Genomic DNA, 26,062 nt, shown 5'->3' with positions numbered 1-26,062 from the left:
AAAAGGACGCTCTTTACAGGAGCGTCCTTTATAGTTTGCTATAGTTTGGGCTATTCGTTGTAAACCACGTGCAGTACCGTTTGCCCTACAGCCTTCAGTGTTTTCGGGCTGATGATAGCCATACTGTCGGAGTGGCGGTGGTGGTAATCGCCGAAGTAGTCGCCATCCGTGCTGCTCATGTTATATTCCACAATATCGATCATCGGGATCTTGGCCCAGGTGTTAATGTATAGGTGATCATCGGTAATTGAAGGTGCATTTACGTACTGAAAGTAGTCTGAATACCCTAACTGACTTCCGGCTTTCCATACCTTGTTTACCACATTGCGGGCATATTGCATCGAAACGCCTTCGCGGGCAAAGCGGGCATTCTGTGCGCCAACCATATCCAGCAAAATACCATACTTAGCCTTATAGTTTGGCTTGTGCATGTTGCGGCTCCAGTACTGCGACCCTAGGCACCAGGTATCATCCTGATAAGGAAGATTGCTGTTGTCCGGCTGGCCGTAGTCTTCCCCATCAAAAAAGAACAGGTCTACCCCTACTTCCGGATTTTGCTCGGCTGCATTTATCGTTCTGGCAATTTCTAAAAGCACTGCTACACCACTGCCGCCATCGTTTGCACCATCTATCGGCTTATTTGTGTTATGGCTGTCTTTATCTGCAAAGGGGCGGGTATCCCAGTGGGCAGCCAGCATAATGCGCGTTTTTGCTTCCGGGTTATAAGAAGCAATGATGTTGCGCAGATCGAGCATGGTACCATCAAAGGCACGCATCTTAAATTCCTGCACCTGCACATCGGCTCCAAGCTCTTTTAGCTTGGCAATGATCCAGTCGCCGGTAGCTTTATGCTCTGGCGTATTGGGTACGCGCGGCCCGAAGGCTACCTGCTTTGCTACAAACCTGTAGGCCGAATCGGCATTAAACTCCGGGGCAGTAACTCCGGTTGGTTCTGCTGTCTCTTCTGTAGCTACCGTATTTTGCTCTGCGTTCCCCTTGTCAGCTGAGTCACAACTATAGAGTGCCAGCGCACCGCAGAATATGGCAGTTATCAGGTTCAATTTATTCTTCATAAGCCCAGTCGATACCGGTTTTTAAATCTTTTATTACAATGCCCTGCTTCTTTAGTTCGGCACGGATGGCATCTACTTTATCATACGCTTTAGCTTCTTTGGCTTCCTTGTAGAACTCCAGCACCAGGTGCAGCATTTCTTCCTGGTCGCCCAGCGGCTCTTCTTTCAGACCGAGAATATCCAGCACCAGCGTATTGTAAGTCTCCTTTATCGTATCAAATGTTCCACGTGTGAGACTGCCAATCTGCAGCTGACCCAGGTATAAACTGTTGATCTTTTTGAGCAGGTTGAACAGTGACGCTATAGTTCGGGCCGTGTTCATATCATCATTCAGGCCACGGAAGCAATCCTCCGTTAGCTTCAACAGTTCTTCATTCAGCTTCTCGTCTGGTGTAGCGGCTTCATCCGGGTACTGGATCTTCTGCAGCACGCGCAAGCCATTCATCAGTTTGGTGTAACCTTTGCGGGCAGCCTGCAGCGCTTCGTTGCTAAAGTCGAGGGTGCTTCTATAGTGTGCCTGTAATATAAAGAAACGCACCGTCATAGGCGTATAAGCCTGCTCCAGTAGCTCCTTGTTACCACTAAATAACTCGCCCAGCGTAATAAAATTCCCAAGCGACTTACCCATCTTCTGACCATTTATCGTGATCATGTTGTTGTGCACCCAGTACTTGGCTTCATCAGATTTACTGTTACTGGCCTGACTTTGTGCTATCTCGCATTCGTGGTGCGGGAACATCAGGTCCAGGCCGCCGCCGTGTATATCAAATATCTGCCCTAAGTATTTGCGACTCATGGCCGAGCACTCCAAATGCCATCCCGGAAAACCATTGCCCCACGGCGAAGGCCAGCGCATGATGTGCTCAGGAGAAGCATTTTTCCAGAGAGCAAAATCAAGCGGCGAACGCTTCTCATGCTGCCCCTCTGTTTCGCGGGTATTGCTTAGCAAATCTTCAATAATGCGGCCTGAAAGTTTGCCATAGTTATGGTCTTTGTTGTAAGCCGGCACATCAAAGTATACCGAACCATTTACTTCGTAAGCAAAACCGTTGGCTATAATCTCCTGGATCATCTCGATCTGCTCTAGAATGTGGCCCGAAGCTCTGGGCTCAATATCCGGCGAAAGTATGTTCAGCAAGGCCATATCCTCATGGAAACGATTAGTATAATGCTGTACCACTTCCATGGGTTCCAGGTGTTGCACTTTAGCAATTTTGGCAATTTTGTCTTCGCCTTCGTCGGCGTCGTTCACCAGGTGGCCTACATCGGTAATGTTGCGCACATAACGCACCTTATAGTTCAGGTATTTCAGATAGCGGTAAAGTACATCAAACGTTACATAAGCACGTGCATGCCCTAAATGCGCTTCTCCATAAACTGTAGGTCCGCAGACATACATACCCACAAACGGAGCATGTAGCGGTTCAAATACTTCCTTCTTGCGCGTGAGCGTATTGTATAGATTCAGTTTCTGTTGCATAGTTATAAGTATAGGCACCAGCGGTGCCGCACTTTATAGTTTGTTTAGCCTGTTACGGCTTTTATAGTTCAAAATTAAAAAGATTGGCTTCTAACTCCTAACCTTACTCCTTTTCCAGCACATATTCGGCAGTAATCGGGAAGTGGTCGGATAGCCCCATCTCGTAATGCGTTTCGAAGCGGATGGCTCGCAGGCCTTCGCTGTAAAATTGGTTGTCGATGCGCAGGAACGGCAGTGGTCCGTTATAAGTTGCCCCTATACCGGCACCGGCTTCTACAAAAGCATTCTGCAGGGTACGCGCTAGTTTGTTATAGGTATAGCTGGTAGGTATATCGTTAAGATCACCGCAAACTATAACCGGGTATGGCGATTCCTGTATGTGTTCCAGCAGTTTCTCTACCTGGTGGCCGCGGGCTACAAAACCTTTCTTCAGCCGCCTGGCCAGGTTGCGGCCTTCCTTCTTAAAGCTCTCTTCGTTCCCAATTGCCGAATAGGTATTTTCAATGTCCTGCGACTTGATGCTCATAGACTGAAGGTGCGCCGTGTATACCCGTATCGTATCGCCTTCCACATTCAGGTCGGCCCAGATAGCGCGGTTGTGGCTCGATTCACCAAACCTGATCACACCTTTGTTTACAATAGGGTAACGCGAAAAAATAACCGTACCGATATCGGCTTTGTTGCGGTCCACAAACGAAACGGAAAAATAGCGGTGCTTGTCGTAGCGGTTACCAATGCGGCTTATCGTGTTATAAATGCTGGAACCACGGTTACTATAGAACTCTTGCAGGCAATAGACATCGGCCGGATGTGTTGCCACCCAATCTATCATTTCGCTGGAGGCTTCGCGCTCACTGCCGTCGCGGTCGGCGTAGGCATTAAACACATGCACGTTATAGCTAAGCACCGTCAGTGTTCTTGCTCCTTCGGGCGCTTCATTTTCTCCTAAATTAAAAGCTATTAACCGGTTATAGTATCCCCAGCCCAGCACAATTACCAGCAGCGGCAGCACCAGCAACCAGGAGCGCTTAATAAGCCAGTATAGCAGGAAAAGCACATTCAGTAACAGGGCGCCGGGCAGGGTCAGGGCAAGGAACCCGGCAGGCCAGAACTCGTGTGGCGGCACCTGCAGGCACAGCACGCCGAGCAGTACCCAAAACACAACCAGTATGTTCAGGATAAGCCATATTCTGCGACGTATTCTCTTAAATGTGCCGGGCATAAAACAAACATACAAAGAATCATTTTACCTACACTATGCCGCCTGCAGAAAATGAAATGAGGAAACCTGAAAGGCTCATCAGAACTATAATCCTACTGCTGCTGTTATCTCCCAGGCCACCCTCCTGCCACAGGTATTCAGACACCTGTAAAAGCTCGCCACAGATTTAAACTATAAATTAATCCGGCTCCAAAACGGACTGTATTGTATATATAATGTTTTTGTTGTAAATTTGTGGCATTATTTCCAAGGAGATGAGGGGACATGAAGTCCCCTTCTTTATTTCTTATACTTGTAAACAATGGCAATAACTGCTAAAATCATACAGGAAATGGCGGAGGCCAGCCTCCCGGACAACGAGCTGTTTATAGTTGACGTTACCGTGTCAGATTCAGCTGTAAGGCCAAAAATAACAGTACTGGCTGATGGCGAGCAGGGCATAACGATAGACCAGTGTGCTACGATCAGCCGCCGCATAAATGCCAAGATCGCCGAAACTTTTGGCGATGAGCTGTCTTATGTGCTGGAAGTGAGCTCACCGGGCGTGGATTTTCCGCTTACACAGCCAAAGCAGTTTAAGCGTAATATCGGTCGTAACCTGAAGCTTAAACTACAGGATGGAACCGAAAAAACCGGCAAACTGGAAGAAGTAACCGAAACAGGCTTAAACCTGACACAAGAAATAAAACAAAAAGGCAAAAAGGCAACGTATGAGCCTGTGCAAATACCTTTCGGGGAGATTGTAAAAGCAAATGTTGTAATATCATTTAAATAAAAAGATAATGAACAGTTCAGTCCTGATCGAGTCGTTCGCTGAATTTGCGAAATTCAAGAACATAGACCGCCCGACCATGATGCGTATACTTGAAGACGTATTCCGCACCATGATCCGTAAGAAATGGGGTACCGACGAGAACTTTGACATCATCCTGAACGTGGAGAAAGGTGACCTGGAGATCTGGCGTAACCGCGAAATCGTGGACGACAATTCGGAGGATATCTGGGATCACGATAAGATCGCTTTATCGGATGCACGCAAGATAGAACCTGACTTTGAAGTGGGTGAAGAAGTATCGGAAGAGATACAGCTGGAAGACTTCGGACGCCGTGCTGTACTTACTGCCCGCCAGACGCTGATCCAGCGCATCAAGGACATGGAGAAGGAACTGCTGTTCCAGAAGTATAAAGACCTGGTAGGTGAGATCATCTCCGGAGAAGTATATCAGGTTTGGAACCGTGAGGTATTGTTACTTGATCAGGAAGAGAACGAACTGCTTATACCAAAGGGCGAGCAGATCCCGAAAGACCGTTACCGCAAAGGCGATGTAGTTCGTGCTGTGGTACAGCGTGTTGAGATCGTAAATGGTAATCCGAAAATCATTCTTTCCCGTACATCACCATCGTTCCTGGAGCGTTTGTTCGAGAACGAAGTACCGGAAATCTATGATGGTCTGATCGCGATTAAAAAAATCGTGCGTGAGCCGGGCGAACGTGCCAAAGTAGCCGTAGAATCTTTTGATGATCGTATTGACCCGGTGGGTGCCTGCGTGGGTATGAAAGGATCGCGCATACATAGCATTGTACGTGAGCTGGAAAACGAAAACATCGACGTAATCAACTATACTGATAACCTGGAACTATACATTCAGCGTGCGCTTAGCCCGGCTAAGATCACAAGCATGAAGATCGATAACGAGAACAAACGTGTATCGGTGTTCCTAAAGCCGGACCAGGTATCGCTTGCAATTGGTAAAGGTGGCCAGAACATTAAACTGGCAAGCCGTCTGGTTGATATGGAGATCGACGTATTCAGAGAGTCTGAAGTTTATGAAGAAGACATCAGTCTGGAAGAATTTACCGACGAGATAGAAGACTGGGTAATTGCCGAACTGCGTCGTATTGGTTTGGATACCGCCAAGAGCGTACTGGCCGTGAGCAAGGAAGACCTGCTGCGCCGCACCGAGCTGGAAGAAGAAACGATAGACGATGTATTGGCTATCCTGCGCGAGGAGTTGGAAGAAGAAGACAATCAATAGTTGTGCATTGTGTCTCATTCCTCTAATTTTGAAGAAGTAAGACACAAACTATAGTTTATAGTAAGGCAACGAGTTATTTATATTAAGATTAAAAGACAGCATATTAGAACAACATGGCAGAAGAACAAATAAGGAGGCTTAAACAGGTTGCGACTACGTTAAACATTGGTACATCTACCATTGTGGACTACCTTTCTGCTAAAGGTTTTGACGTGGAAAACAAACCCACTACCAAAATCACAGCAGAGCAGTTCAATATGCTGGCTAAGGAATTCGCATCCTCTATGCAGGATAAAATAGAGGCCGAAGAACTTAATATTGGTAAAAAGCCGCAGAGCAATCAGGTGGTAGAATCGGATGTTCAGCATCACGAACCAAAGAAAACAGCTGAACCAGAGCAGGAGATCTTTATTAAAACCGTGCACCAGCAGAAAGGTGAAGCACAAGAGCAGAAAGCTCCTGAAGCACCTGCACCCGCACCAGCTCCTGAAAAGCCAGCTGCTCCTGAGCCTAAGCTACCAGGGATAAAAATTCTTGGCAAGATAGACCTGGATGCAAAAGGCAACCCAATTCCGAAGCAGGCACCGAAACCGGCACCAGCTCCTGAAAAACCAGCTGCTCCTGCAGCAGAAAAACCTGCAGCACCTGCACCGGAAGCTCCGGCTAAAAAAGCAGAAGAGGCTCCAGCAGAAAAACCAGCTACACCTGCGCCATCGCAACCGGCAGCTCCGGTAGCTGAAAAACCTGCTGCTCCGGCAACACCAGCAGCTCCGTCTGAGAAACCTGCTGCACCAGTAGCAGAAAAACCAGCGGCTCCTGCCACAACGGCAGCACCTGCTACTCCTTCAGAACAAGATTCAGAAACAATAGAAACAATTACAGCAAAAGCCGACCAGTTAAAAGGCCTTACTGTATTGGGCAAGATCGAATTACCAGACAGCTCACGCAGAAAAGGAACCAAACCGGTTGCTTCCTCAGACGACAGGAAGAACGGCAAAAAGAAAAAGCGCAAGCGCATTATAGTACCAACTGAAGGCGGTCAGCAGCAGCCACAGCAAGGTGGTCAGGGACAAGGACCAGGTCAGGGCCAGGGAGGTCAAGGTCAAGGTCATGGTCATGGACAGCGACCTGGTGGCCAGCATGGCGGGCCACGACCAGGCGGTGGTAAAGGCGGCAGACGCGAACCATTTGTTCCACGTCCTGAGAAGGCTGAAGTAACCGATAAGGAAATTCAGGAGCAGATTAAAGCTACGCTTGCTAAACTGAGCGGTGGCAAAGGTGGTGGCGGTAACCGTGCCAAGTATCGTAGAGAGAAACGTTCGGCGATAGCAGATGCTACCGAGGAACGTCGTATGATGGAGGCCGCAGAGTCGAAAACACTGCGCGTAACTGAATTCGTATCAGCAAACGACCTGGCATCCCTGATGGATGTGAGCGTTAACGATGTGATCAAGGTATGTATGCAACTGGGCATGTTCGTTTCCATTAACCAACGCCTGGATGCTGAAGCCATCACAGTTATTGCTGACGAATTTGGCTATAGTGTAGATTTCATTTCTACAGAAGATGAGCAGGCACTGGAGCAGTTAGAGGAAGATGCAGCAGAAGACCTGGAAGAACGCGCTCCTATCGTTACGATCATGGGCCACGTTGACCACGGTAAAACATCCCTGCTTGACTACATCCGTGATGCAAATGTAACTGCCGGCGAAGCGGGTGGTATTACACAGCACATTGGTGCCTATAAAGTTAAAACCGAAAGCGGACGAACCGTTACATTCCTTGATACGCCTGGTCACGAAGCCTTTACAGCGATGCGTGCCCGTGGTGCCAAAATAACAGACGTTGTTATTATTGTGGTAGCAGCCGACGACTCTGTGATGCCACAGACCAAGGAAGCTATCAACCACGCACAGGCAGCCGGTGTACCGATAATTATTGCACTAAACAAAATAGATAAGCCTACTGCTAACCCGGATAAAGTTCGTGAAGAACTCGCTCAGCTGAACATCCTGGTAGAAGAGTGGGGCGGTAAATACCAGTCTCAGGAAGTTTCAGCAAAAACCGGATTAGGTATAAACGACCTGCTGGAGAAAGTATTGCTGGAGGCTGAATTACTAGAACTGAAAGCCAATGCTAACAGGAAAGCAGTAGGTACTGTAATTGAAGCTGCTCTGGATAAGGGTCGTGGATATGTCGCTACCATGCTGGTCCAAAATGGTACACTTAAGATTGGTGATGTAGTACTGGCTGGCTCACACTACGGTAGAGTAAAAGCCATGACTGATCATCGTGGCCGTAAGATGAAAGAAGCAGGACCATCTACACCAGTACAGTTGCTGGGTCTTGATGGTGCGCCGCAAGCAGGTGATAAATTCCTTGTAATGGAATCGGAGCGTGAGGCCCGTGAGATTGCTACAAACCGCTCGCAGGTGCAGCGCGAACAGAGCTTACGTACCCGTAAACACATTACACTTGATGAGATCGGTCGTCGTCTGGCAATCGGTACCTTTAAGGAGCTTAATGTTATTGTAAAAGGTGACGTGGATGGTTCGGTAGAAGCACTTTCTGACTCGTTGCTGAAACTATCTACACCAGAAATCCAAGTTAGCATCATTAACAAAGGTGTTGGCGCCATCTCAGAGTCTGATGTGTTACTTGCATCTGCATCCGATGCGATCATCATCGGCTTCCAGGTACGTCCGTCGCAGAACGCGCGCAGGCTGGCAGAGCAGGAGCAGATTGATGTACGCCTGTACTCTATCATCTACGATGCGATAAACGAAGTGAAAGATGCAATGGAAGGTATGCTTGCTCCTACCCTGAAGGAAGAGATTACCGGTAATGCTGAAGTTCGCGATGTATTTAAGATCACGAAGGTAGGTACCATTGCAGGTTGTATGGTTACCGATGGTACGATACAGCGTAACTCGAAAGTACGCCTGGTACGTGATGGTATTGTAGTACACGATGGCGACGTACTGGCACTGAAGCGCTTTAAGGATGATGTTTCGGAAGTGAAACAAGGTTACGAGTGCGGTATCAGCCTGAAGAACTATAACGACATACAGGTTGGCGACGTGATTGAAGCCTACGTAGAAAAAGAAGTGAAGCGTACCCTATAGTTTTACTCTTCAATTATAAAAAGAAAAGCCCCTGATGCTATATCAGGGGCTTTTCTTTTTATAATTGAAGAAACTAGCGTCGGCTACGTGCCAACATGCGCTTATCGCGGCGATGCTTCTTATGCATTTCTTTCTCCTTCTTCTCTATTGCTTTCATCTTTTTGCTTTTCACACGCTTCTTATCGAAAGCTGATTTTCTACCACCCTTGGTTTCATAATCGTTGTAGCGCTTATCTAAGCCAGTGGCACGCTGCCCTACTTCATCTACAGAAGCACCACGTGTCTGCGTTTTAGTTGTCCCCCAAAATTCATCTTTTGTAGAAGACCCACTGCTGGCAGAATTCTGTGCAGATGCATCCGTAAAGGCAAATAATAGGCCCAGGCTAAAGAAGGTGAACAGTAGTTTTTTCATGCGAAAAGTTTGTTTAAAGGTGTAAATATAACGGAGTATAATCCGAAATTGTATATAACCGCCTGTAAAACAATAAAAAAAGATTAATAATTCGCTTAGTCGAACTTATGTGACAAGCCAATACCAAGACTCTGTTTTACCTGCAGGCGCGGCCCACGGGTAACAGTTCCATCAGGATTATGGCCTGTTTTGATCTTGATATCGTCGTCGTAAACTATGTGCAGGAATACGCTGGCAGATAAGAAACGGTTAATTTTCATATCAACCTGACTTTCCCAGTTTAGGTCTACGTTCTCCGGGTTGCGCATATAATTCGAGAACAGGTCCAGCTTCGACTGTAGTACAACGTTTGTCAGAATTTCGTTTTTATAACGTACGTTCACAAATCCCCCGAACTCACGGCGGAGGTTCTGCCCGGTTCCTGGTATCAGGTTTCCTTCCAGGTCTTTCCTGGCTGCCTGCACACCAAAGGCTCCGGCATCGGCAAGCTCCTGGTTAAGCACTACAGTATATTTACCAGTAACCGGCGATATAAACACCGAGAGCTTATCATTTGGCTTATAGTCCATACCCAGCGACGTGAGCACATACCCCGGCGACAGGAAGTTTGACAGAATAGTATCGCGAGTAATATTATAAGTTGGCAACATCTGGCTCTTGAAGTTAATCTGGGCAGAGTAAAACCAGTCTGTGGAAGCATTACGACCATATTTAATGTTCAGCTCGAGGCGGTCGTCGCTTTTACGGATTCGCTGGTCCTGCAATTTTACAGTTCCATAAGTTAAGCTCAGGGTGTTGTTCCAGGTGTTTTTACCTTTCTTATAGTTGCCGAACATGCCGGCTGTTCCTAAAACCGACAAAGAGCTTTGTCCCCCGGCGGCCCAGTTGCTCAGGCTTACCTGACTAAAGTTTATAGTTCCGGCCCCGCCAAAGTCCCAGTTCTTCTGAACAGTCTCAAGGGAGTCGGTAAGGGTGTCTTGTGCAATTGTATGGTGGTGGGTAACTATAGTTATTAAAAGAACCGCAACAAGGCGTAGTAACATTCGGGGCATAACAGGTAAACTTATTAATACACATTAAACCGGGCACACTAGCGGGCTTCCGGTTTATTTTTCAGGATATCTCGGATTTCGGTGAGTAGCATTTCTTCTTTGTTAACCGGCGGTGCAGGGGCAGCAGCTTCTTTCTCGCGAAGGCGGTTGATGGTGCGTACCAGCAGGAAAATCGCAAATGCGATGATCACAAAGTTAAAAACCGACTGTATGAACATGCCATAGTTGATAGAAACTGCCGGCGCAACTATAGCTCCGTTCTCTACAACAGCTTCTTTCAACACAAGTTTCAGGTTACTGAAATCAACCTGGCTGATGAGCAACCCAAGGGGAGGCATAATGATATCGTCTACCAACGATTTGGTGATACCGCCAAAAGCAGCACCAATTACAACACCCACAGCAAGGTCAATTACGTTACCTTTAACAGCAAACTTTTTAAACTCTGACAGAAACCCCATTCGCATGATCTTAAAGAAGTTCAAATATAAAAAATATTGCGCGATGAATTAAACTGACTTTACCCCGCCTGCAATTGAGCGGGAAGACCTCTGCACAGATAAATTAAATCAAATCACTATATTTGTGGTTTAAACAAAGAAATTTTAAAGAGCTGAAAATAACCTATGGGCACTTACGAAAACCTGTTACTGCAACTTGAGAACGGCATTTTAACGATAACTATAAACAGAGCAGATAAATTGAATGCTCTGAACATAGATACCGTTCGCGAAATAAAAGCAGCCATGCAGCAAGTGTATGATGACGCTACTATAAAAGCGGTTATTATAACAGGTGCAGGCCAGAAGGCATTTGTTGCCGGCGCTGACATTGCCGAAATAGCAGAACTGAGCGAAGTGAATGCACGCAACTTTGCCGAGCGCGGCCAGGATATTTTCAGTATGATAGAGAACTGTAACAAGCCTGTAATTGCAGCCATTAATGGTTTTGCACTGGGTGGCGGCTGCGAGCTGGCCATGGCCTGCCATATGCGCGTGGCTACAACAAATGCAAAGTTCGGTCAGCCGGAAGTTAACCTTGGCCTGATACCAGGCTACGGGGGTACACAGCGCCTGCCCCTGCTGATTGGCAAAGGCAAAGCCATGGAGCTGATGATGACCGGCGACATGATTGGCGCAGACGAAGCCAAAGCCTTGGGTTTAGTAAACCATGTAGTTGCTCCGGAAGAACTGATGTCAACCTGCCAGACTATCCTGAACAAAATCATGAGCAAGGCACCACTGGCTATCGGGCTGGTGATTGAGTGCGTAAATGCTGCTTACGACAAAGAGGAGAACGGCTACCAGACAGAAGCCAACTCGTTTGCCCGTTGCTGTGCTTCCGAAGATTTTGTAGAAGGAACAAACGCTTTCCTTGAAAAACGCAAGCCGGAATTTAAAGGCCTGTAAGCCCATTCTTTTTCCCGACCTGAGATAACACCATGAGTATAGCCAAAAAGCTGGTCGGGCAGACTGCTGCCTATGGTTTAAGTAGTATAGTTGGGCGCATGCTCAACTATATGCTTGTGCCGGTGTATACAGATGCCTTTCTGCCACCGGAGTTCGGTGTAATGTCTTATCTGTATGCCTTTGTGGGCTTCTTTAACGTGCTGTATACCTATGGCATGGAAACCGCCTTTTTCAGGTTTGCCAACAAGCCTGATGCCGACCAGCGGAAACTATACAGCCAGGTATTAAGCATTATCCTCAGTACCAGCCTTGCCTTATCGGCGATCATAATGCTGCTGTCCGGCAAAATAGCCGACTATAAGAACTATAGTTCGCAGGAGCAAAGCTATATTATTATGCTGGCTGCCATATTGGCCATAGATGCTATAGTTGCCATACCATTTGCCTGGCTCCGTTTGCAGAACAAAGCAGTAAAGTTCGCTTCTATAAAACTTGCCAATATTGTAATCACGGTAGTTGCTAACCTGTTCTTTTTATGGTTCTGCCGTGAGGTATATAACGGAACATTTCTGCAGGCACTGCGTCCGTTTGTAACTATAGTTTATAACCCCGATTTCGGTATAGGCTACATTTTTACGATAAACCTGGTAGCCAATGCACTGCTGATCCCGATGCTTTGGAAGGAGTTAAGTATTTTCAGGTTTCAGATAAACTGGGAGTTCTTAAAACCGATGCTGGTGTACGCTTACCCGCTGATGCTGATGGGCATGGCCGGCATGGTGAACGAGATGATAGACCGTATTTTATTGGAAGACTGGCTGCCCGAAAGTTTTTATCCTGACCACAGCAACAAAGCTATAGTTGGTATTTACAGCGCCTGTTATAAGCTTTCTATCTTCATGACGTTGGTGATACAGGCCTTCCGTTATGCCGCCGAGCCGTTCTTCTTTTCACAGTCCAGCGATAAAAATTCACCGCAGACTTTTGCCCTGATCATGAAGTGGTTTGTGATAGCCTGTGCGTTTATTTTCCTTTTCGTGTCTGTTTTCCGAGATGATTTTGGCTACGTTTTCCTGCGCAAGCCTGAGTACCGTGAGGGCCTGATGGTAGTACCGGTGCTGCTGCTGGCCAACCTGTTCCTGGGTGTGTACTATAACCTGTCGGTGTGGTTTAAGCTGACGGATAAAACGCGGTTTGGTACTTACATTAGTTTTGGTGGCGCCTTTGTAACTATAGCTGGTAACCTGCTGCTGATTCCGGTGTTGGGTTATATGGGCTCTGCTATTGCCACTTTTATCTGCTATTTTGGTATGGCCCTGGCAAGCTACCTGCTGGGTAATCGCCACTACCCTATTCCTTACCCGGTTAAAACTATGGCAGGCTATATCCTGTTAGCAGTTGGTCTGGTATGGGCAACTATAGTTATTGATATCGAGAACTGGTGGGTACGCCACGCTTTTCAGCTGTTTGTATGTGCTGCATTTGTAGCTATCGTATGGCTGTTTGAGCGGAAGCGCCCGCTTAAACTATAAATCTTTACAAAAGATGAACAACAAGAACTTAACAGTTAACGTCATTAACCAATCCAAGCACGCGCTGCCACATTACCAGACCGAGCATTCGGCAGGAATGGACCTGCGTGCTAACCTGGAAACACCTGTTACTTTAAAGCCTTTACAACGCGCCCTTATACCAACCGGCTTGTTTATAGAATTACCGGAAGGCCACGAAGCACAAATTCGCCCAAGAAGCGGCCTTGCATACAAACACGGCATTTCTATCGTTAACACCCCGGGAACTATAGATGCTGACTACCGTGGCGAGATAAAAGTGTTGCTCGTAAACCTCTCGGACCAGGATTTTGTGGTAGAAGATGGCGAACGCGTAGCGCAAATGGTAGTAGCCAAATATGAGCGCGTAGCATGGCAGGAAACTGAAGCGCTATCTGATACCGAACGCGGCGCCGGTGGCTACGGCAGTACAGGCACGAAGTAATTGTTGGGTATTAGTTATTTGAATTTTGATTCAAACTATAACTATAGAAAACTAGCAACCAATAACTATCAACTATAACAAAGCTACAGTACAAAGCTGTGGCAACAACTATAACTTATACTTAATTTAAATATCAGCTATGAGGATAATTATACCAATGGCGGGAATGGGCAAGCGTATGCGCCCACATACTTTAACGGTACCTAAACCATTAATTCCAATTGCAGGCAAACCGATTGTGCAGCGCCTGGTAGAAGATATTGCAAAAGTTTGCCACGAACCTATTGAGGAAGTTGCTTTTATTATTGGCCATTTTGGCGAAGCAGTAGAGAACGACCTGAAAGCCATTGCTAGCAAGATCGGTGCAAAAGGAACTATAGTTTACCAGGAAGAAGCGCTGGGAACTGCGCACGCCATTATGTGTGCCAAGGACTCTCTGGAAGGTAAAGTGGTAGTTGCATTTGCCGACACCCTTTTCAAGGCCGATTTCCAGCTGGACACAAACGCCGATGGTACCATCTGGGTGCAGCGCGTGGAAGACCCGCGTGCTTTTGGCGTAGTAAAACTGAATGACAGCGGCGAGATCACAGACTTTGTAGAAAAGCCACAGGAGTTTGTTTCTGATATGGCCATCATCGGTATCTACTACTTCAGAGATGGTGCTTACCTGCGCAGCGAGTTGCAGTACCTGCTGGACAACAACATTATGGACAAAGGCGAATACCAGCTAACCAACGCGTTAGAGAACATGAAGAACAAAGGCACCAGGTTTATACCTGCTGTTATCTCTGAATGGCTGGACTGCGGAAATAAAAACGCAACAGTTTATACTAATCAACGCTATTTAGAGTATATAAAGAACGAGCAAGGCCTGGTAGCAGCTACTGCTAAAGTGGTAAACTCAGTGGTTATTCCGCCGGTATATATCGGAGAAAACGTGGTGATAGAGAATTCTGTAGTAGGTCCGCATGCTTCTATCGGCAACAGCAGCATTTTAACTAATTCCATCGTGAGTAACTCAATCGTGCAGGAGAACACTTCGATCAAAAACGGGAACATAACAAACTCAATGTTAGGCAATTTTGTTTCCTATGAAAGAAGCCAGTCAGACCTGAGCCTTGGCGACTACAACACGCTTTTAGAATAGGATTACCATGATACTACAGTTCAGAAACATCGTGCTGGCTACCTGCTGTTTTGTCTTAGTGGCAACCAGCGCTGCCAATGCCCAGTCGGGTAAAAAAAGGGGCAAAGCTAAACAGCAGCAAACTGCTGTAACAGAGGCTCCGGTACAGGCGCAGCCAACGGAGCAGGAAAAGCAGATAAGCGAGTCGTTGTTTCTGGATGGAGTAAAACATTTTATGCTGGAGGACTTCGAAAAAGCCCTCCAGCTTTTTCAGAAAGCATATACCCTTACCCCTGATAATGCGGCTATAAACTATAAAGTAGCTGAAACTTACCTGGTGCTCAAAAACCCGAGAGCTGCCATTCCTTTTGCCCAGACCGCCATCAGCAAAGAGCCTAAAAATGCTTATTACTACCTGCTACTGGCGCAACTCCACACTGAGCAAAAGCAATATACCGAGGCTGCACAGGCTTACAACAACCTGATGCAGAACGTTCCGGGCTCAGACCAATACCTTTTCCAGCTGGCAGACCTGTACCTTTCGCAGGCAAAGTACGCAGATGCGCTGAAGACCTATGACCGGATCGAGAAGCAATTCGGGCCAATGGAACAGCTGAGCATGAACAGGCAACAAATTTATCTGCGTCAGAAAAATGTACCAAAGGCCATAGAAGAAGGTGAAAAGCTACTTGCCAAAAACCCTACTGAAATACGTTATTTTCTGGCACAGGCCGAACTATACAACGCCAGCCAGCAGCCAGATAAAGCTATTTCCACGTTACAGCAGGCCTTACGCATAGAGCCTAACAACCCGTATGCCCACCTGATGCTGTCGGACCTGCACCGCCAGAAAGGTGACCGAGCGCAATCAGAAAAAGAAATTAAACTTGCCTTTGCGAGCCCTGAGCTTGATATAGATACCAAAGTGCGTATCCTGGTAGATCTGATCCGCCAATTGCCTAACACCGAAATTGAAGACGTATCGCTGGAATTGGCAGACCTGACCATACAAAACCACCCTGAAGAAGCAAAGGCTTACGCTGTAGCCGGCGACCTGCAAACTATAGTTGGCAAAAGACTTAAAGCCCGCGACAATTACCTGAAAGCTGTAAAGCTGGATGATTCGCACTTTAAGATCTGGCAGCAGATCGTGTTACTGGATGCTGAACTGAATGAATCTGCTGCGCTGGTAGAGCACTCGGAGCAGGCCCTGGAGTTATTCCCGAACCAGGCCGTATTCTGGTTTTACAACGGCACAGGCCATCTCATCGAGAAAAATTATGACAAAGCAGTAAAAGCTCTGGAGCACGGCAAACGCCTCTCGGCCAGTGAGCCGGAACTGGTGGCGCAATTTAACATGCAGCTCGGCGATGGCTATAACTTCCTGAAAGACTATAAACGCTCCGACGAATCTTACGAAGCCGTACTGACGCATGACCCGGATAACGAGCATGTACTTAACAACTATAGTTACTTTTTATCGGTGCGTAACCAGAACCTGAACAAGGCTAAGGAAATGGCATCGCACCTGGTCCAGAAGTACCCGAATAACCCGACTTACCTGGATACTTATGCCTGGGTACTTTACAAGTCAGGCGACTATAACAACGCACTAAAATACCTGGAACAAGCAGTAGCACTATCTGATGACGCAACTATAGTAGAGCATTATGGCGATGTGCTGTTTAAGCTTGGCCGTAAGGATGAAGCCCTTACCCAATGGCAGCGCGCCAAAGTAAAAGGAGAAGCTTCTGCGTTTATCGATAAAAAGATAAAAGATAAAAAGCTCTATGAATAGAAGCCTGCTCTGCGGCCTTGTCGCTCTGCTGTTACTGGCTGGTTGTAAAAAAGAAGTGATCCCTACCGATGCCGCTACTGTTACCGAAACGGTTGGCCGAGTGTCGGTTAAGAACATCGACTTTAATTACCTTACCGCCAAGGGCCAACTGAAACTGGAAGATAAAGGCGAAACCACTACATCGGGGTACACCATGCGCGTTAAGAAAGACAGCGTGATATGGGTATCGGTGCAACCGGGATTGGGCATAGAAGCAGCCCGCCTGAAAATCACCCAGGACTCAGTGCTGCTCATCAACCGCATACACAAGGAAGTGCTGGCTACAAACTATAGTTTCCTGAGTAACCGATTTAAAGTACACCTGAACTTTGATGTGCTGCAGGCAATTTTGCTGGGCAATTACCAGCCACAAGGCCAGGAAAAGGTAATGGAAGCAGCGCAACTACAGCATATACAGCAATTACGCTCTAACCTGCTATTTGACTATTTTATCTCGCGCGACTCCCAAAAACTGCAGCAACTGAACGTGCAGGATCGCCTGAGCAGCAGTACCATTACCGTTAAATACAACAACTTTCAGGAAGTAGGGCAGGTTGCCTTTGCACACCTGATGGCTGCCGAAGTACAGCAGGCAGGTCAGGCATCGGTATTCACGCTGAACCATAGTAAAGTAACCATCACCGATGAAATTCTGACTTTCCCGTTCGCAATTCCTGCCGACTACAAAAGGCTATAGTTTAATAAATTGCTGGTGCTGTTGGCAGTTGGCATATAGTTTTCCATATTTGTAAGTTCAGAGCAGAGAATACCATAGCTGATGAAGGCCCTTTACAAAATAGTCCTTCTCTTGCTTATAGTTGTGTTTCCGTTTACTGCCGACGCGCAGAAACAAAAATCGAAAGCACAACTGGAGCGGGAAAAGAAGGAAAACCTCACCCGTATAAACGAAGCAAACCGCATTCTGAAGCAAACCAAAGCGCAGAAGGAAGCGAGTATTGGGCAACTCAATGCATTAAAAGAGAAGATTAATGTACAGCAGGGTGTTATCAAGAACATCTCCCGTGAGCTAAACTATATTGAATCCGATGTTGCTGAAACGGAAGGGATAGTTGGTTCGCTGCAGGCCGACCTGGAAAAGCTGAAAGCAGAGTACGCTGATATGGTGTATGCTGCCTCCAAAACTGCCAGTAACTATAACAAGCTGATGTTCTTGTTTGCCTCCGAATCTTTTAACCAGCTGGTTATGCGTCTGCGTTACCTGCAGCAGTATTCCGAGGCCCGCCAGAAACAGGTGCAGCAGATAAACAAGGTACAGGCTGTATTGTCAGGGCAGATAGAATTCCTGGAACAGAAGAAAAGAGAGAAAAAGAACCTACTAACTATACAGCTGACCGAAACAAAAAACCTGCAGACCATGAAGGTACAGCAGGATAGCGTAATTAAACAGCTGAGCAAAAAAGAACAGGGGCTGCAGCAGGAAGTAGCCCAAAGACAGCAGGCTGTTAAAAAGCTCGATAACCTGATCGCTGACATTGTGCGGGAAGAAATTGCGCGGGCAGCCCGTGCGGCACGTGCATCAGGCAAAGCAACATCCGGCAGCAGCAACAAAGTAACCTTAACACCGGAGGCCGCTCTTATCTCATCTTCGTTTGCCGGAAACAAGGGAAGACTGGCCTGGCCTGTAGAACGCGGCTTTATTTCAGAAAAATTCGGCAGACACAATCACCCTGTACTGAAGGGCGTAGTTGTTGAGAACAAGGGCATCGACATCCAGACATCACAGGGAGCAGCAGTTCGCGCCATTTTTGAAGGAAAGGTAGTAACAGTAGCTAACGTGCCCGGCATGAACAACATTGTTATGATCCAGCATGGCGAGTATTTTACCGTGTATGCGAAGCTAAAGAACGTATCAGTAGAAACCGGGCAAACCGTGAAACTGAAGCAGAACATAGGCACAGTTTACACTAACTCCGAAGGTACATCTGAGCTTCAGTTTCAGGTTTGGAAAAATAACGTAACGCTTAACCCACAAACCTGGATCAGCCCTAAATAGAAACTGAAACTAAAATAAAAAGACAGAGCCGCAACTATAGACTATAGTTGCGGCTCTGTCTTTTCAGGGTAAAGATGATCAAACCAAACCGCCCTAAAATAAAAAAACACCCTACAATGCAGGGTGCCTTTCCAAGCTATGAAAACAAACTTAATTTTATATATCTAAACATCCCGGAATGAATCCCGATCTGCCAGAAATACCATACTAAGGTACAACAAAGGCTGTACAACTACAAATATCACACTTCTTGTACAGCGTTCCAATCAGCCATTTAAAGGTAAATTCGGGGCTTCTCCCCTACTCTGAAACTTTCGGTGTTGTAATCTGCAATCCGTATAAACAATTCCGGTGCCAAAAACCTGAAAATACGTAAGTAACTGATTTGCAGTATAAATATACGAAACCACTAATACTTAGATTCCCAAAACAGGAAATATTTTTACAAGAATGGGAATAAATTCAGGCTAACTCTCAGAAAAACAGGATGCTTCGAGCCTAAAAAAAATTTTTTATTTTTTTTCAAAATGGGAGTTAAGCGCCAGCAGAAAGCGGTTTTATAAAACCAAGTCTTAAATTACAGATCGCTTCAGTAGTGTTATACGAGATTCATGCGTAATAGGATCCGGTATGTGCAATGGCTTCAGGTAAATCAAATGTAGGCAGGTTTTATAGTTGCCCGGCTCCTCAGATTTAAACTACGCCTTAAATAAACTAATCTGCTTTGTTGTGAGTTTATTTAAAATATAACCTGTAATTTTGTGGGCATTTACCTTTAAATCTAACATCATGAGTATTACCACCATTTTCTGTTTTCTTCCGAACCTAGGGGGCACTGAACTTATACTGATTATGCTTGCTATCCTTTTATTCTTTGGTGCTAAGCGTATTCCTGAATTAGCGCGCGGTCTAGGTAAAGGTATCCGTGAGTTTAAGGACGCTACCAAGGAGATCAAGAGCGAGGTAGAGAATTCAGTAAACGACGAACCTGCTAAGAAATAATAAATAGAATACTTTAAGCTATGTGCTTGGGTACAATACTCCTCTTCCTGGGTGACCTGGGGGGAGGCGAGATGATGGTTATATTAACCGCCATCTTATTACTGTTTGGCACTGATAAACTTCCGGGTATGGCACGCGGCCTGGGTCGTGGTATCCGGGAATTTAAAGATGCCACCAACGAAATCAAACAAGAACTGGAACGTACTATCGAGGACGATAACAAACCTAAAAAAGTTTGAGACCATACAACTCCCTACGCGACATCCGCACTGATATTGCCAGCGGGCAGGTTACGTGCAAACAATTAGTTGAGCATTATCTCCGTAACATTAAGGAGAAAGCCAACCTGAATGCCTTTTTAGAAGTTTTTGAAGAAGAAGCGCTTGAGCAGGCCGCTGCCGTAGACCAGAAACTGGCAAACGGCACTGCCGGTAAGCTGGCAGGCATGGTGATTGGCGTGAAAGACGTGATCGCCTATAAAGGCCATAGTTTGCAGGCTTCCAGCCAGATTCTGAATGGGTTTAAGTCGCTGTATACAGCTACGGCTTTGGAGCGCCTTATTGCTGAGGATGCCATTATTATTGGCCGTCAGAACTGCGATGAGTTTGCCATGGGAGCCTCAAACGAAAATTCATCTTTCGGTCCAGTACTCAATGCCGATGATACGACCCGTGTGCCGGGTGGCTCATCTGGTGGTTCTGCTGTATCGGTGCAGGCGGATATGTGCCTGGCAGCGCTCGGTTCTGATACAGGTGGTTCTGTACGTCAGCCGGCATCGTTCTGTGGTGTGGTTGGCCTGAAACCTACCTATTCCCGTATTTCCCGCTACGGCCTTATCGCCTATGCCTCTTCTTTCGACCAGATTGGTTTGTTTACGAAAAGCGTAGAAGATGCCGCCCTGTTGCTGGAAATAATGGCCGGACCAGATGAGTTCGACAGCACAGCCAGTCATCAGCCGGTTCCGAACTATAGCACTTTGCTGCAATCAGACAAAAAGTATAAGATCGGTTACATCCGCGACTGCTTCGAGAGCGAAGGCCTGGATACGGAAGTAAAAGATACAATACTTGGCGTTAAGGATAGACTACAGGCAGAAGGCCATCAGGTAGAAGCTGTTGAGTTCCCATACCTGGATTACATGGTGCCGACCTACTATATTTTAACCACGGCAGAGGCCAGCTCTAACCTGGGCCGCTACGATGGTGTAAAATATGGTTACCGCAGCCCCAATATCTCAGACCTTACGTCGTTGTATAAAAAAACCAGATCAGAAGGTTTTGGCAAGGAAGTACAGCGCCGCATTATGCTGGGCACTTTCGTGCTAAGCGCTGATTATTATGATGCCTATTACACAAAGGCTCAGAAAGTTAGAAGGCTGATAAAGGAAAAAACAGATGAATTGCTTCAGAAGTATGATTTCCTTATCTTGCCTACTGCCCCGACAACAGCCTTTAAAATCGGGGAGAATACAGCTAATCCGTTAGCAATGTATCTGGCTGATATTTTTACAGTACAAGCTTCTTTGGCAGGTGTTCCGGCTATCTCTATACCAGTTGGTCGCGACACAAATGGCCTTTCCATCGGGTTACAGTTGATGACCCGCTCGTTTGATGAAGCAGCCTTGCTGGCTTTCTCGAATTACATACTGGATAAGATTCCCGTAGAAGCCTAATATAAAATGACTTATTCTAAACGCTTTACCGTAGTTGCGGCTATTGTTGGCAGCATCTGGGCAAACTATGCCCTTGCCGATCCAATCAGCTCCAAATATGATTTTCCTGTAACCGAAGACACACTGCTGGCTTTGGGAGATACAACACTGCTCTCGCCGGAAGAGCTGGCGCTGCTGGTTGAATATATCCCCAATGAACCAAACGAGGTGATACAGGATCGCTTAAGCTGTATAGAATCAGAGATCCCGCTTACATTCAACCCGTTTGTCCGCAACTTTATAGATTACTTCACTATCCGCAACCGGAAGTACTCACGTACTATGATCTCGCGGCAGAATGTTTATTTCCCGCTTTTTGAAAAGTACCTGAAGAAGTATGACATGCCGGACGATATCAAGTACCTGGCTATAGTTGAGTCGGGGCTTAACCCGAAGGCTGCGTCGTGGGCAAAAGCGGTTGGCTTGTGGCAGTTTATACCAACAACCGGCAAAGAGTATGGTCTGGACCAGAACGCTTATATTGACGAGCGCATGGATCCAGAGAAGGCAACTGATGCGGCATGCCGTTTCCTGAAGCGCCTGCACAAAACCTACGGTGACTGGGAATTGGCACTGGCTGCTTATAACTGCGGACCTGGCAACGTAAACAAAGCAATACGCAGAGCGGGTGGCGGCAAAAAAACATTCTGGGAAATCTTCCCATACCTTCCGAAAGAAACACGCGGCTACGTACCATCCATGACAGCCGTGATCTACACCATGAACTTTGCACCGCATCACAATATCTTCTCCGATTCTGTTCTGTATGCCCATGATGTAGAAACGCTAACTATTAACCAGGCCATTGATCTGGAGAAACTGGCAGAAGAGCTACACGTGGAACCTGCTACGCTGCTGGCGCTTAACCCAGAGATAAAGAAAAATGTATTGCCAGCATCTACCCGCAACTATAAACTGCGCGTACCCGCGGATCGTGCTCCTTTATTGGCTTCAGCTGCAGATGTAAGCTGCATGATAGCGGCCGCATCGCCGATGGCTCCTGCACCTGCACCGGTTCTGCAACCAGAACCTGCAACCGCTCCTGCCTTGTTGGCTTCTACAGCTACTCCAGCTCCGGCTGCTACTAAAACAGAAGAGCAGGTATATATAGTTAAGCGCGGCGATAACCTTTCTGCTATAGCAACGAAGCATAACGTTACCATAGACCAGCTAAAAGAATGGAACAATCTGCAGCGATCAACTATAGTTGTAAATCAGAAATTAACGCTACAGCAGCCTGCCAATACTGAGGCTTTAGCTATGGCTACTCCTGCTGAAGAGGCAAAGCCAGCGATGGCCAAGCAGCCGGTTAAACCTGCAGCAAAGCCAACACAAAAGCAACAGGAACTTATCCATCATGTACAGCCAGGCGATACCCTTTGGACAATTTCGCAACAGTACGAAGGCATAACTGTAGAGCAGATCAAGAAGCTTAACAGGCTCAAGAATAACCAGATCAAACCTGGTCAGAAACTGATTCTTGGCTAGATCAGAAACTATAACACTTTAAAAAACAGCACTCCTCCTCGGGGTGCTGTTTTTTTATTAGAATCAACTATACTTTAGCGTGTATAGCAGTATCTTTAACACCTGTTTTTTTGATAACCAACAATTTCTTTGGAAATTGGCTGATTCCGGACAATTGAAACGAGAGGGCGCCTGCCCTTATCAGATAGAATTTATTAATACCTATGATAAAAGTTAACAAGCAAGACGCCCTGAACTACCATATGGAGGGCAAACCAGGCAAAATAGAAGTTATACCTACCAAAATGGTAAGCACACAGCACGATCTGGCGCTGGCTTACTCGCCTGGCGTAGCTGAACCATGTAAGGAGATCGCAGCCGATAAAGACAATGTATATAAGTACACTGCCAAAGGTAACCTGGTAGGTGTGATATCAAACGGTACGGCTGTTCTGGGGCTTGGAAATATTGGCCCGGATGCGTCTAAACCGGTAATGGAAGGAAAAGGCGTACTATTCAAAAAGTTTGCTGGCATTGATGTATTTGATATTGAGATTGACTGCACTGACCCTGCTGAGTTTGTACGCATCGTAAAATCGTTGGAGCCAACATTCGGCGGTATTAACCTGGAAGACATCAAAGCTCCGGAAAGCTTTAAGATAGAGAATGCTCTAAAAGAGCAGATGAACATTCCGTTGATGCACGATGACCAGCACGGTACAGCTATCATATCGGGCGCAGCACTACTTAATGCCCTGGAGCTTGCAGGTAAGCGTCTGGATGAAGTGCAGATCGTGATAAATGGTGCCGGGGCAGCTGCCATTGCTTGCACCAAACTATACGTAGCACTGGGAGCACAGCTCGACAACATCGTGATGTTCGATAAAGACGGCATTATTCGCCCGGAACGTAACGACCTGGATATTTACAGAGCTCAGTTTGTAACGCTGCGCAAAATCAATACTCTGGAAGAAGCCATGCACAACGCCGATGTTTTTGTTGGCTTGTCTGCAGGGAATGTATTGCCGCCAGAGTACGTAAAACTGATGGCGCGGAATCCGATCATTTTTGCATTGGCTAACCCCGATCCGGAAATCGATTATGACCTGGCCATGTCTACTCGCGAAGACCTGATCATGGCTACTGGCCGCTCCGATCATCCTAACCAGGTAAATAACGTGCTTGGTTTTCCATACATTTTCCGTGGAGCGCTGGATGTAAGGGCCACTGAGATTAATGAGGAAATGAAGCTGGCTGCCGTATATGCACTGGCAAAGCTGGCAAAAGAGCCTGTACCGGAAATAGTGCATAAAGCCTATGGCGATAACACGATCTCTTTCGGCAGATTTTACCTGATCCCTAAACCACTGGATCCACGCCTGATCACGACAATTTCGCCGGCTGTAGCCAGAGCGGCCATGGAGAGCGGAGTAGCCCGCTTCCCGATCACAAACTGGGAAGCATATGAGCACGAGTTACAGGAGCGCATCGGTATCGACCAGAAACTGATGACGCGTATCACCAACCAGGCCAAGAAAGACCCGAAACGTGTGGTATTTGCCGAAGCCGACAACTATAAGATACTAAAGGCAGCTCAGACTGTAAAAGAGCAGCGCATTGCCGATCCGATACTGCTGGGTAACCGCAGCCGCATCGAGGCTATCATTGCCGAAAACAACCTTGACCTGCAGGGTGTTCCGATCATCGATCCGTTTGAAGAAGATGCGAAACGCGAAGAATTTGCTCAACTACTTTACCAGAAGCGCCATCGTAAAGGACTGACGCTATTCGATTGCCGTCGCCTGGTACGCGACAGAATATATTTCGGCAGCCTGATGCTGGAAACAGGCGAGGTAGATGCACTAATCTCAGGCCTTACCCGTGACTACTCCAGAACAATACTGCCGGCCATACAGGTAATTGGTGTAGAAGATGGTGTGAATAAAGTGGCGGGTATGTACATCATCCTGAACAAGAAGGAACCTTATTTCTTTGCTGATACAACCGTAAACGTAAACCCAACAGCCGATGAACTGGTAGATATAATCGGCCTGACAGCACGAACCGTACGCTTCTTTGACCAGGAGCCGAGAATGGCCGTATTGTCTTACTCAAACTTCGGTTCGGTGCAGGGCGATATACCTAACAAAGGTGCCGAAGCGGTGCGTAAAGCCAAGATGCGTTACCCAGATCTGCTGATAGATGGCGAGATGCAGGCAAACACTGCCCTGAATAAAAACCTGCTACGCGAGCACTATCCGTTCAGCGAACTGGCAGAAAAAGGAGCAAACACACTTGTTTTCCCGACGCTAACCTCAGGCAATATTGCGTATAAGCTACTGCAGGAGATTGGTGGTGCCGAAGCCATTGGTCCGGTGCTGATGGGGATGCGAAAACCTGTTCATATTCTGCAACTTGGCAGCTCTATCAGAGAAATTATAAACATGGTAGCCATTGCTGTCGTAGATGCACAAAACTATAACGATAAACATATATAGATGATAGCCTATATTGACGGCAAGCTTGCTTATAAAGATCCGACCTATGTCATCATTGATGTGAATGGCATAGGGTATCAGATCAAAATCCCATTAAGCACGTACTCTTCACTGCCAGAAGGTGAGCGTTGCCGGCTTCATACTTACCTACACATCAAAGAAGATGCCCATACCTTGTATGGCTTCATGACCGCAGCAGAAAAAGAGACCTTCCTGCACCTGATCTCCATATCAGGTGTGGGCCCTAATACGGGACTGATGATCTTGTCGTCGTTGTCGGTAGATGAAGTGCAGCAGGCTATAGTTCGGGAAGATGTGCGCACTATACAGCATGTAAAAGGTATAGGTGCCAAAACTGCCCAGCGTATTATTCTGGAGTTAAAAGATAAGATTAAAAAAGAAGTGATGCTTGCCGATGCCGGCGTGCTGCCGGCAGGTTCAGCACACAATACCAACCGGGCCGAAGCGTTATCAGCATTAGTTACCTTAGGATTTGCTAAAAACGTGGCTGAAAAGACCCTGGATGCCATAATTAAGCGGGAAGGCAACGGCCTGAGCGTTGAAGAACTAATAAAATTTGCGTTAAAATCGTCTTAGATTTAT

General features: G+C 46.7%; 22 protein-coding genes. 16 read left to right on the top strand and 6 right to left on the bottom strand.

The window, feature by feature from the left end:
- Positions 1-50: 50 nt before the first annotated feature.
- The 3 genes from GXP69_RS04265 to GXP69_RS04255 form a co-directional block, all read right to left on the bottom strand.
- On the bottom strand, positions 51-1,073 hold the full coding sequence (locus GXP69_RS04265) for a M28 family peptidase (protein WP_163912691.1): 1,023 nt from the start codon (positions 1,071-1,073) through the stop codon (positions 51-53).
- A complete protein-coding gene (cysS, locus tag GXP69_RS04260) occupies positions 1,063-2,553 on the bottom strand; it encodes a cysteine--tRNA ligase (protein WP_163912689.1) in 1,491 nt (496 codons plus the stop codon). The genes GXP69_RS04265 and cysS overlap by 11 nt, the downstream gene beginning before the upstream one ends.
- A 103-nt stretch (positions 2,554-2,656) precedes the next feature.
- Positions 2,657-3,775, bottom strand: coding sequence for an endonuclease/exonuclease/phosphatase family protein (locus tag GXP69_RS04255; protein ID WP_163912687.1), 1,119 nt, complete (start codon positions 3,773-3,775; stop codon positions 2,657-2,659).
- 301 nt (positions 3,776-4,076) lie between these two features.
- Here GXP69_RS04255 and GXP69_RS04250 point away from each other — a divergent pair, with 301 nt between their 5' ends.
- From GXP69_RS04250 to infB, 3 genes are all read left to right on the top strand, one after another.
- Complete coding sequence (locus tag GXP69_RS04250; protein WP_235925548.1) at positions 4,077-4,550, top strand: ribosome maturation factor RimP; 474 nt, start codon at positions 4,077-4,079, stop codon at positions 4,548-4,550.
- A 7-nt stretch (positions 4,551-4,557) separates the two neighbouring features.
- Complete coding sequence (gene nusA, locus GXP69_RS04245; RefSeq protein WP_163912685.1) at positions 4,558-5,811, top strand: transcription termination factor NusA; 1,254 nt, start codon at positions 4,558-4,560, stop codon at positions 5,809-5,811.
- Positions 5,812-5,924: 113 nt separating this feature from the next.
- Positions 5,925-8,936 carry a translation initiation factor IF-2 gene (infB, locus tag GXP69_RS04240; protein ID WP_163912683.1) on the top strand — a complete coding sequence of 1,004 codons (3,012 nt, stop codon included), beginning with the start codon at positions 5,925-5,927 and terminating at the stop codon, positions 8,934-8,936.
- A gap of 73 nt (positions 8,937-9,009) precedes the next feature.
- Here the strand turns inward: infB and GXP69_RS04235 are convergent, their stop codons facing one another.
- The 3 genes from GXP69_RS04235 to mscL all read right to left on the bottom strand — a co-directional run bounded on the left by GXP69_RS04235 (position 9,010) and on the right by mscL (position 10,861).
- Positions 9,010-9,348, bottom strand: coding sequence for a hypothetical protein (locus GXP69_RS04235; protein ID WP_163912681.1), 339 nt, complete (start codon positions 9,346-9,348; stop codon positions 9,010-9,012).
- A gap of 95 nt (positions 9,349-9,443) precedes the next feature.
- A complete protein-coding gene (locus GXP69_RS04230; RefSeq protein ID WP_163912679.1) occupies positions 9,444-10,391 on the bottom strand; it encodes a DUF3078 domain-containing protein in 948 nt (315 codons plus the stop codon).
- A 47-nt stretch (positions 10,392-10,438) separates the two neighbouring features.
- The gene (gene mscL, locus GXP69_RS04225) at positions 10,439-10,861 is read right to left on the bottom strand and encodes a large-conductance mechanosensitive channel protein MscL (protein WP_163912677.1); all 423 of its coding nucleotides are present in this window, start codon (positions 10,859-10,861) and stop codon (positions 10,439-10,441) included.
- 165 nt (positions 10,862-11,026) lie between these two features.
- Here mscL and GXP69_RS04220 point away from each other — a divergent pair, with 165 nt between their 5' ends.
- The 13 genes from GXP69_RS04220 to ruvA all read left to right on the top strand — a co-directional run bounded on the left by GXP69_RS04220 (position 11,027) and on the right by ruvA (position 26,056).
- On the top strand, positions 11,027-11,809 hold the full coding sequence (locus GXP69_RS04220) for an enoyl-CoA hydratase/isomerase family protein (RefSeq protein ID WP_163912675.1): 783 nt from the start codon (positions 11,027-11,029) through the stop codon (positions 11,807-11,809).
- Between the two features lie 32 nt (positions 11,810-11,841).
- Positions 11,842-13,341 (top strand): lipopolysaccharide biosynthesis protein, encoded by a 1,500-nt coding sequence (locus GXP69_RS04215; protein WP_163912673.1) that lies wholly within the window; start codon positions 11,842-11,844, stop codon positions 13,339-13,341.
- A 13-nt stretch (positions 13,342-13,354) separates the two neighbouring features.
- The gene (dut, locus tag GXP69_RS04210) at positions 13,355-13,804 is read left to right on the top strand and encodes a dUTP diphosphatase (RefSeq protein ID WP_163912672.1); all 450 of its coding nucleotides are present in this window, start codon (positions 13,355-13,357) and stop codon (positions 13,802-13,804) included.
- Positions 13,805-13,943: 139 nt separating this feature from the next.
- The gene (locus tag GXP69_RS04205; protein ID WP_163912670.1) at positions 13,944-14,951 is read left to right on the top strand and encodes a sugar nucleotidyltransferase; all 1,008 of its coding nucleotides are present in this window, start codon (positions 13,944-13,946) and stop codon (positions 14,949-14,951) included.
- Between the two features lie 7 nt (positions 14,952-14,958).
- Complete coding sequence (locus tag GXP69_RS04200) at positions 14,959-16,728, top strand: tetratricopeptide repeat protein (protein ID WP_163912668.1); 1,770 nt, start codon at positions 14,959-14,961, stop codon at positions 16,726-16,728.
- Positions 16,721-17,464 (top strand): DUF4292 domain-containing protein, encoded by a 744-nt coding sequence (locus tag GXP69_RS04195; RefSeq protein ID WP_163912666.1) that lies wholly within the window; start codon positions 16,721-16,723, stop codon positions 17,462-17,464. Before GXP69_RS04200 ends, GXP69_RS04195 begins: the two co-directional genes overlap by 8 nt.
- Before the next feature lie 81 nt (positions 17,465-17,545).
- Positions 17,546-18,781 carry a murein hydrolase activator EnvC family protein gene (locus tag GXP69_RS04190; protein WP_163912664.1) on the top strand — a complete coding sequence of 412 codons (1,236 nt, stop codon included), beginning with the start codon at positions 17,546-17,548 and terminating at the stop codon, positions 18,779-18,781.
- A gap of 789 nt (positions 18,782-19,570) precedes the next feature.
- On the top strand, positions 19,571-19,783 hold the full coding sequence (locus GXP69_RS04185; RefSeq protein WP_163912662.1) for a Sec-independent protein translocase subunit TatA/TatB: 213 nt from the start codon (positions 19,571-19,573) through the stop codon (positions 19,781-19,783).
- A gap of 20 nt (positions 19,784-19,803) precedes the next feature.
- Positions 19,804-20,022 carry a Sec-independent protein translocase subunit TatA/TatB gene (locus GXP69_RS04180; RefSeq protein ID WP_163912660.1) on the top strand — a complete coding sequence of 73 codons (219 nt, stop codon included), beginning with the start codon at positions 19,804-19,806 and terminating at the stop codon, positions 20,020-20,022.
- A complete protein-coding gene (gene gatA / locus GXP69_RS04175; RefSeq protein WP_163912658.1) occupies positions 20,019-21,455 on the top strand; it encodes an Asp-tRNA(Asn)/Glu-tRNA(Gln) amidotransferase subunit GatA in 1,437 nt (478 codons plus the stop codon). Before GXP69_RS04180 ends, gatA begins: the two co-directional genes overlap by 4 nt.
- A gap of 6 nt (positions 21,456-21,461) precedes the next feature.
- Entirely contained in the window at positions 21,462-22,982 is a 1,521-nt protein-coding gene (locus GXP69_RS04170) for a lytic transglycosylase domain-containing protein (RefSeq protein ID WP_204281892.1), read from the top strand.
- Between the two features lie 203 nt (positions 22,983-23,185).
- Positions 23,186-25,459, top strand: coding sequence for an NADP-dependent malic enzyme (locus GXP69_RS04165; RefSeq protein WP_204281891.1), 2,274 nt, complete (start codon positions 23,186-23,188; stop codon positions 25,457-25,459).
- Positions 25,460-26,056, top strand: a complete 597-nt coding sequence (gene ruvA / locus GXP69_RS04160) for a Holliday junction branch migration protein RuvA (protein ID WP_163912656.1) — start codon at positions 25,460-25,462, stop codon at positions 26,054-26,056. It abuts the gene before it with no gap.
- Positions 26,057-26,062 lie beyond the last annotated feature (6 nt).

The sequence above is a fragment of the Pontibacter burrus genome (assembly GCF_010686685.1).
Taxonomy (GTDB): domain Bacteria; phylum Bacteroidota; class Bacteroidia; order Cytophagales; family Hymenobacteraceae; genus Pontibacter; species Pontibacter burrus.
This window is presented reverse-complemented; position numbering and strand designations above follow the sequence as displayed.

Bases quoted from the DNA above. Each gene is read 5' to 3' on its own strand.
- GXP69_RS04265 (WP_163912691.1), bottom strand. From the start codon at position 1,073: ATGAAGAATAAATTGAACCTGATAACTGCCATATTCTGCGGTGCGCTG.
- cysS (WP_163912689.1), bottom strand. From the start codon at position 2,553: ATGCAACAGAAACTGAATCTATACAATACGCTCACGCGCAAGAAGGAA.
- GXP69_RS04255 (WP_163912687.1), bottom strand. From the start codon at position 3,775: ATGCCCGGCACATTTAAGAGAATACGTCGCAGAATATGGCTTATCCTG.
- GXP69_RS04250 (WP_235925548.1), top strand. From the start codon at position 4,077: ATGGCAATAACTGCTAAAATCATACAGGAAATGGCGGAGGCCAGCCTC.
- nusA (WP_163912685.1), top strand. From the start codon at position 4,558: ATGAACAGTTCAGTCCTGATCGAGTCGTTCGCTGAATTTGCGAAATTC.
- infB (WP_163912683.1), top strand. From the start codon at position 5,925: ATGGCAGAAGAACAAATAAGGAGGCTTAAACAGGTTGCGACTACGTTA.
- GXP69_RS04235 (WP_163912681.1), bottom strand. From the start codon at position 9,348: ATGAAAAAACTACTGTTCACCTTCTTTAGCCTGGGCCTATTATTTGCC.
- GXP69_RS04230 (WP_163912679.1), bottom strand. From the start codon at position 10,391: ATGTTACTACGCCTTGTTGCGGTTCTTTTAATAACTATAGTTACCCAC.
- mscL (WP_163912677.1), bottom strand. From the start codon at position 10,861: ATGGGGTTTCTGTCAGAGTTTAAAAAGTTTGCTGTTAAAGGTAACGTA.
- GXP69_RS04220 (WP_163912675.1), top strand. From the start codon at position 11,027: ATGGGCACTTACGAAAACCTGTTACTGCAACTTGAGAACGGCATTTTA.
- GXP69_RS04215 (WP_163912673.1), top strand. From the start codon at position 11,842: ATGAGTATAGCCAAAAAGCTGGTCGGGCAGACTGCTGCCTATGGTTTA.
- dut (WP_163912672.1), top strand. From the start codon at position 13,355: ATGAACAACAAGAACTTAACAGTTAACGTCATTAACCAATCCAAGCAC.
- GXP69_RS04205 (WP_163912670.1), top strand. From the start codon at position 13,944: ATGAGGATAATTATACCAATGGCGGGAATGGGCAAGCGTATGCGCCCA.
- GXP69_RS04200 (WP_163912668.1), top strand. From the start codon at position 14,959: ATGATACTACAGTTCAGAAACATCGTGCTGGCTACCTGCTGTTTTGTC.
- GXP69_RS04195 (WP_163912666.1), top strand. From the start codon at position 16,721: ATGAATAGAAGCCTGCTCTGCGGCCTTGTCGCTCTGCTGTTACTGGCT.
- GXP69_RS04190 (WP_163912664.1), top strand. From the start codon at position 17,546: ATGAAGGCCCTTTACAAAATAGTCCTTCTCTTGCTTATAGTTGTGTTT.
- GXP69_RS04185 (WP_163912662.1), top strand. From the start codon at position 19,571: ATGAGTATTACCACCATTTTCTGTTTTCTTCCGAACCTAGGGGGCACT.
- GXP69_RS04180 (WP_163912660.1), top strand. From the start codon at position 19,804: ATGTGCTTGGGTACAATACTCCTCTTCCTGGGTGACCTGGGGGGAGGC.
- GXP69_RS04170 (WP_204281892.1), top strand. From the start codon at position 21,462: ATGACTTATTCTAAACGCTTTACCGTAGTTGCGGCTATTGTTGGCAGC.
- GXP69_RS04165 (WP_204281891.1), top strand. From the start codon at position 23,186: ATGATAAAAGTTAACAAGCAAGACGCCCTGAACTACCATATGGAGGGC.
- ruvA (WP_163912656.1), top strand. From the start codon at position 25,460: ATGATAGCCTATATTGACGGCAAGCTTGCTTATAAAGATCCGACCTAT.